Origin of the sequence: Chamaesiphon sp. VAR_48_metabat_403, from assembly GCF_031422475.1 — a bacterium.
In the GTDB taxonomy this organism is placed as follows: domain Bacteria; phylum Cyanobacteriota; class Cyanobacteriia; order Cyanobacteriales; family Chamaesiphonaceae; genus Chamaesiphon.
On record NZ_JANPLS010000170.1, the window covers coordinates 1 to 6,174 of the forward strand.

Below are 6,174 nucleotides of genomic sequence, written 5' to 3' on the forward strand. Positions count from 1 at the left end.
ACCAAAAACTCCTCGCCGCGCGGACATTTATGAGCGGGAGTGGGATGCTGCGTCAAATCCACTTTAGCTGGTTAGACATCGCACTCCACAGCAGCTACAAACCAGGCGGTACCGAAACAATTGCCGACGTTCGCAATCGCCTCGCCAAAATCAGCATGGTAATTCCCCCATTACCCGAAGATAATTTCCTCTGCTCCTTCGGACATATATTTGCTGGCGGTTATGCGGCTGGTTATTATAGCTACAAGTGGGCAGAAGTCTTGAGTGCGGATGCGTTTGCGGCGTTTGAAGATGCTGGGCTAGATGATGCGGATGCGATCGGCACCACCGGACGACGGTTCCGCGATACAGTATTATCGCTGGGTGGGAGTAAGCATCCGATGGAGGTGTTTACGGCGTTCCGGGGACGGGGGCCAGATCCAGCAGCATTGTTGCGGCACAACGGGCTGGTGGCTGCGAAGTAGCATCGAAAAGTCTCAGATTTGAGGTAGAAAAGTCTCAGATTTAAGGTAGGGGCAATTCATGAATTGTCCCTGCCGCATCTACCACCGCTCGCAACTTCGCCGCAAATAAATCTAGGGATAGTTCCCCTGTCGAAATTTCGGCTCTGGGAATACAACCCATATTCCGCTAGTTCGATCGCCATTGGGGGTGCGCTTGCGCGTTCGCCTAAAAAATAATAAGATCTAGAATCCTTTCCCATCAGCCTTTCTTTGGAGTTATTTAAACACCGAACCCATGTAATTTCCCCATAACTGAGCGGCTTGCGCGCTGCTACCCGTCGTAGGTGAATTATTATCATTGCCCAACCAGACACCAGTGACGACTTTTTTATCGGGGACAAAGCCGATAAACCAGAGATCGACATTATCATTGGTAGTTCCCGTCTTACCGACTTCGCCTAAACCGATTGCGGCATTTTTACCAGTACCATTAGTTATTACCTGGCGCATCATGGTAGTCAGCGTATCTGCCGTACTTGCCTTCAACACGCGCTGCGAGGGTGCATCTTTAGCATAATCGTACATCACCCGACATTTACTAAGTTGCTTGAGATCGCAATTGCTAGTATCGTACACCCGTTTGATAATGCGCGGCTTGACCCAGATACCGCGATTGGCAACCGATCCGTAGGCTCCAGTAATCTCTAGTATATTTACCTCACTCTGCCCCAAAATTAACGCGGGGACTTCTTTGAGCGGCGATTTAATTCCCATTTTTTGAGCGGTGGCAATAGTTCCAGGTAACCCGATATCCCGCGCGACTCTAAGGGCGATCGCATTTTCCGAAAGTGAGAACCCCGTATACATATTAGTAAATCCCGACGCGCCATGATTGCAAGCGGGAAAAGTTCTACCATCCCAAGAAATTGGATCGCAGGAATAGGTCTTTCCCGGCGATCTGCCGCCCTCGATCGCGGCAGCGTACCCAAAGAGCTTAAATGTCGATCCGGGCTGTCGCTGGGCACCTGTGGCGCGGTTGAATTGACTTTTCTGATAGTCTACTCCGCCGACCATTGCCTTGACTATGCCAGTGGTACTATCGAGGGTGACGATGCCACCTTGGGAGAAACGGTACGTTCCGCCAGCCGAGGCGACATTTTGACGTAATGCGGCTTCGGCTTTGGCTTGCATCTTCAAGTTCAAGCCAGTTTCGATCGCGAAATTGCCCTCTTTAGCTGTCTCGGTACCCAAAATTTCTTGGAGTTCTTGAAAGACATAGCTATAAACATAGGGAGCTTTGGTACTGGTGTTGGGGGTACAGGCTTCCTGTCGATAACTGAGCGGCGATCTGCGGGCTTCTTTAGCTTCGGCTGAGGTAATTACCCCGGTTTCTAGCATCCGATTGAGGACTAAATTCCGGCGTTCGATGGCTTTCATTCCTCTACGTCCTTGTTTATCTTCTACACAAGGATTAAAAATATTCGGCCCTGGTAAAATTCCCACGAGCATGGCGGCATCTGGTAGGGTTAAATCGCGGGCAGATTTACCTAAGTAATGTTGAGCGGCATCTTCAAAGCCATGTGCGTCTTCGCCTAAAAAGACGCGGTTGAGATAGGCGAGTAGAATTGTATCTTTGCTATAGGTGGCTTCTAATTTTAGAGCCACGACTGCTTCCCGCATTTTTCGGGGCAAATTATCTTCACTTCCGACGTACGATCGAAATAAACTCCGGGCGACTTGTTGAGTCAGGGTACTCGCACCTTGAGTTAGTTTACCCTTTTGACGACCGACGACGATCGCCCGCCCTACGCCCCACGGATCGATGCCAAAATGCCAGTAAAAGCGGCTATCTTCCGAAGCAATTAGGGCTTTGGGTAAATATGTAGAAAAACTACTAATATCAGCCAGATCCTTATGCGCGCCTGTTTTTGCCTGACGCAATGGTTCTTCTAAACCCTCAGCATAGACCATCACTGGCCCATTAGCATCGGGAAGGGGATTGACATTAATTTTGGTCGATTCGGCGAGAATTGCGAGTAGTAATAGGCTTAAAATACTGCCAGTACCGTACAATCCATACCGCAATACGCGCATGTAGACAGGTGGCGGATCGAGATAAGTAATTTTGACTGCGGCTTTGAGTTCTGGCGGGCCGAGGGTGAAAGTATCGCCGTTTCTAAGTGTAATCCGATCGACCCGTTTTTTACCGCGATAAATGCCATTGGTCGAACCTTCATCTTTAAGCAAAAAAGTCGTCCCTTTTTTCCGATCTCGGCTCAATGAGAGATGAACTTGACTGACAACTTCATTCCGAATTACGATATCGCAAGCTTGGGAGCTGCGCCCCAATACGTATTTCTCGCCTAATAACGGAAAGATATCTGGCTGGGGTGCATCTGCATCTTGAACCAGCAGTTTGGGCACCCTAGCATTGGGTTTGAGTGCCAATCGGGTAAAATTAACTTTCGTCCGATTAAAAACTTGAGTAACTTGAGCGAGGAGTGTCTTTTTCGGAGGCTGAGAAGACATGTCGGGACTGGGGTTAGGGATGTAAGCCAACAGGCGATTGCTTTGCTATCGATGCGACAATCGCCAAGATCGTATAAATAGATATCCTCACATGTTGCGCCAGTAAATCCAGACAATTTGGGATAAATTTGGTGAATTTCTTCGATCGATTGCGAAGAACATGCTTTATCGATATTCTTGCTAGTTGTACCGACGATCGAGATCGATTACGGCAAGATCTGATTATACTTATTTTAGCTCACACCGTCGGATGTATGATGACGCAAACAGCGAGAGGATCTCGATCGAGATCCTCTCGCTGTAATTAAATCGATAGTTTTAACTAGACAGTTTCAGATATTTTCGCAGGTGTTGTTGCGGCACTTTTACCATTTTGGTCAGCAGTAGGGCGCGGTTGAATTACCCCAAAACCGCCATGATTGCGACGATAAACGACGTTTATTTCTCCAGTTTCAACGCTAGAGTACATATAAAAATCGTGGTCTACTAATTGCAGTTGGGCGATCGCTTCTTCGATCGTCAGTGCCGACATGGCAAAGTATTTAGTCCGCACTACTTCTGCGGGTAATGTTGCCGATCGATTGTCAGTTAGATTGTAATCTAACAATTCTAAATCTAATTCTTCTCCCAGCTCTTTAGCTGAATCCGTGCGATCTTTTTTAGTGAAATTACGTTCTTTATACTTGCGTAATTGCCGTGAAATTTTGTCGGCGACTAGATCGATACTTGCATATAAATGTTCGCTGGCTTCTTCGGCACGAATCGTTGTCCCATTGGCATAAATTGTTACTTCTGCTACTTGCGATGCCGCAATCCGAGGATTTTTGGCAACTGATAAATTAACATCTACTCCCGTTGTTATCTGCTCGAAATGGCTCACTGCCTTTTCAATTTTCTGATTTACATAGTCGCGGATGGCATCGGTAATTTCGATGTTCTTACTCTGGAGCACAAGCTTCATAAGCATCTCCCACTGGATATGATATTGGGTTTAAGGTTGAGATAGGCAGAAAAATTGTGGAAACTAGCGTTTCCTCTGTAGCGAATTTTACTTACCATGTTGACTTAAATTACCTACACTGCTCTACAGCTAGGAGTCAACTTTAGTAAATGATTATCCAACTAGGGATAATGTAACTACCTCACCTTTTTTGTGACTAACTATACATTAGCATTTATAATCTATTTGCAGCGTTATTTAGGGTGGCTATTTAAAAGACTTTGCATTTTGTGACATTCATTTACACTATCCCCTATCCCTTATGACAAAGATTCGCGTACCTGCTACCACTGCCAATTTAGGAGCGGGTTTTGACTGTATCGGTGCTGCTTTAAGCATGTATAACGAGTTTACCTTCACCCCGATCGACACAGAAAATTTAGTCATTGCCGTGCAGGGATTGGAAGCAGCTAGAGTCAATACTGATGCTAGCAACCTCGCCTATCAAGCCGTGCTGAAATTATACGAACGGATCGATCGAGATCCCCCAGTCATTCAACTAGAAATTAAGCTTGGCGTACCGCTAGCGCGGGGATTGGGCAGCTCGGCAACGGCGATCGTCGGCGGCTTATTGGGTGCTAATATTTTAGCAGGAAGTCCGCTTTCACCAGATGAAATTATGCAACTGGCGATCGAAATGGAAGGACATCCCGATAATGTAGTGTCCGCTTTGATTGGCGGCTGTCAGTTGGCGGCTACTGCGACTAATGGTTGGGCGATCGCCGATATTCCTTGGCACGATAGCGTAGTGCCTGTAGTAGCCATTCCCAATTTTGAACTCTCGACAGCGGAAGCCAGAAGCGTGCTGCCGAATGAGTACAGCCGCGCCGATGCGATTTTTAACACGGCACATTTAGGCTTGATGGTGCGGGGGTTGGAAACGGGAAACCCCGACTGGCTGAGTGCGGCATTAGCCGATCGCATCCACCAACCCTACCGTCAAAAGTTAATTCCTGGCTATACTGACGTAGAACGAGCCGTAATTGCCGCTGGAGGCTATGGAATGGTCATTAGCGGTGCGGGGCCAACTTTGCTGGCTTTAGCTACCTCAGAGCGTGCGGAAGCAGTCGCCGCCGCGATGGCTCAAGCCTGGGAGACATATGATATTCAGGTGCAAGCACAGCCGTTAAAAGTGGATCTAGAAGGAGCCGTAATCGATCCTAATTAAGTATCGTAATCCTAAATCATTTCCAAATTTAGTTAGGAATAGCAGGTGAATTGTAGCCACCCAATCGACGGCGGGCGGTTTCTTTTCTCCCAACAGATGGTACATGGCGAGTCGCAGCCGCCAAACCAAATACGGGCATATTTACATAGATCGATTCCGATTGTCCCGCCCCGATTAAATATGTCTCATGCCAAATTCCCACGCTGCCATCATTACCAATCGATTTATTGAATGCCCGCCACGGTTCTAAGTGCGGATCGTCGGTATTGCGGGCAAAATATTCTAAATGCTCGAACGATTTCCAGTAAGTCATCATGATGGTACACAGCGGGGAAAAGCGGAAAAATGATTCTTGTCCCAAAAAGCCTTTGTCTGGATACTGATGTAGGGTATTTAACATCGGACTCATTGCCCGAACGGTTGGTAGCCATTTATTGACTGCCCAAATATTATGCACTCTCATGCCAATTAAAAAGACGACAAACGATTCATCGATTTCGGCACTAAATCTACCAGGAACTACTGTTGACATCTCCGATCCTCAAAGTTTTCATGCGTTTAATGCAAAAATATGAAAGTCTCGATCGATTCTGGCTCTAAATCTCCAGGCTTGCCAATCTCTCGATCTCCGCTCGATCTGACTCGTTGGCGTAGCCTCTCCTCTGGAGAATCGAACCTTACTAACTTAATTGCATACATTAATAATATATTAACTTAACAGAATATGCAACTAAGTTGATATATAATAGCGATCGAAGATCCCCCAGCACTCCCATCCCCACATGGCTCTATCTCATGCAATTCTGGCTGCAATCAACGACTGTCCTTGTAGCGGCTACGATCTTGCCAAAAGATTCGATGGTTCGGTCGGTTTTTTCTGGAATGCCACTCATCAACAAATCTATCGAGAACTCACCAAACTCGAAGAGCAAAGCCAGCTCGATGCAAGGCTAGTCCAGCAAGAACATCGCCCAGATAAAAAGATTTATACCCTCACCAGCAAAGGCGAGGAAACATTGCGATCGTGGATCGAG

Annotated in this window: 7 protein-coding genes; 3 read left to right on the forward strand and 4 right to left on the reverse strand. The window is 47.0% G+C overall.

Annotated elements, in window-relative coordinates:
* Positions 1–464: M3 family metallopeptidase (locus RMO79_RS08180; RefSeq protein WP_310482623.1), on the forward strand; the 464-nt coding region annotated here is incomplete at its 5' end.
* A gap of 255 nt (positions 465–719) precedes the next feature.
* Here RMO79_RS08180 and RMO79_RS08185 read toward each other — a convergent pair.
* Together RMO79_RS08185 and hpf are read right to left on the reverse strand one after the other, a co-directional pair.
* Positions 720–2,972 (reverse strand): transglycosylase domain-containing protein, encoded by a 2,253-nt coding sequence (locus RMO79_RS08185; RefSeq protein WP_310482624.1) that lies wholly within the window; start codon positions 2,970–2,972, stop codon positions 720–722.
* 322 nt (positions 2,973–3,294) lie between these two features.
* Complete coding sequence (hpf, locus tag RMO79_RS08190; RefSeq protein WP_310482625.1) at positions 3,295–3,933, reverse strand: ribosome hibernation-promoting factor, HPF/YfiA family; 639 nt, start codon at positions 3,931–3,933, stop codon at positions 3,295–3,297.
* Positions 3,934–4,234: 301 nt separating this feature from the next.
* Here hpf and thrB point away from each other — a divergent pair, with 301 nt between their 5' ends.
* Positions 4,235–5,140 (forward strand): homoserine kinase, encoded by a 906-nt coding sequence (gene thrB, locus RMO79_RS08195; protein WP_310482626.1) that lies wholly within the window; start codon positions 4,235–4,237, stop codon positions 5,138–5,140.
* Positions 5,141–5,168: 28 nt separating this feature from the next.
* Here the strand turns inward: thrB and RMO79_RS08200 are convergent, their stop codons facing one another.
* Complete coding sequence (locus RMO79_RS08200) at positions 5,169–5,672, reverse strand: DUF4188 domain-containing protein (protein ID WP_310482627.1); 504 nt, start codon at positions 5,670–5,672, stop codon at positions 5,169–5,171.
* 26 nt (positions 5,673–5,698) lie between these two features.
* Entirely contained in the window at positions 5,699–5,839 is a 141-nt protein-coding gene (locus RMO79_RS08205) for a hypothetical protein (protein ID WP_310482628.1), read from the reverse strand.
* A gap of 83 nt (positions 5,840–5,922) precedes the next feature.
* Here RMO79_RS08205 and RMO79_RS08210 point away from each other — a divergent pair.
* A partial coding sequence (locus tag RMO79_RS08210; RefSeq protein ID WP_310482629.1) for a PadR family transcriptional regulator occupies positions 5,923–6,174 on the forward strand: 252 nt, incomplete at its 3' end.

What these genes read in the sequence shown, in the direction of transcription:
- RMO79_RS08185 (WP_310482624.1), bottom strand. Translation starts at nt 2,972, where the DNA reads ATGTCTTCTCAGCCTCCGAAAAAGACACTCCTCGCTCAAGTTACTCAA.
- hpf (WP_310482625.1), bottom strand. Translation starts at nt 3,933, where the DNA reads ATGAAGCTTGTGCTCCAGAGTAAGAACATCGAAATTACCGATGCCATC.
- thrB (WP_310482626.1), top strand. Translation starts at nt 4,235, where the DNA reads ATGACAAAGATTCGCGTACCTGCTACCACTGCCAATTTAGGAGCGGGT.
- RMO79_RS08200 (WP_310482627.1), bottom strand. Translation starts at nt 5,672, where the DNA reads ATGTCAACAGTAGTTCCTGGTAGATTTAGTGCCGAAATCGATGAATCG.
- RMO79_RS08205 (WP_310482628.1), bottom strand. Translation starts at nt 5,839, where the DNA reads ATGTATGCAATTAAGTTAGTAAGGTTCGATTCTCCAGAGGAGAGGCTA.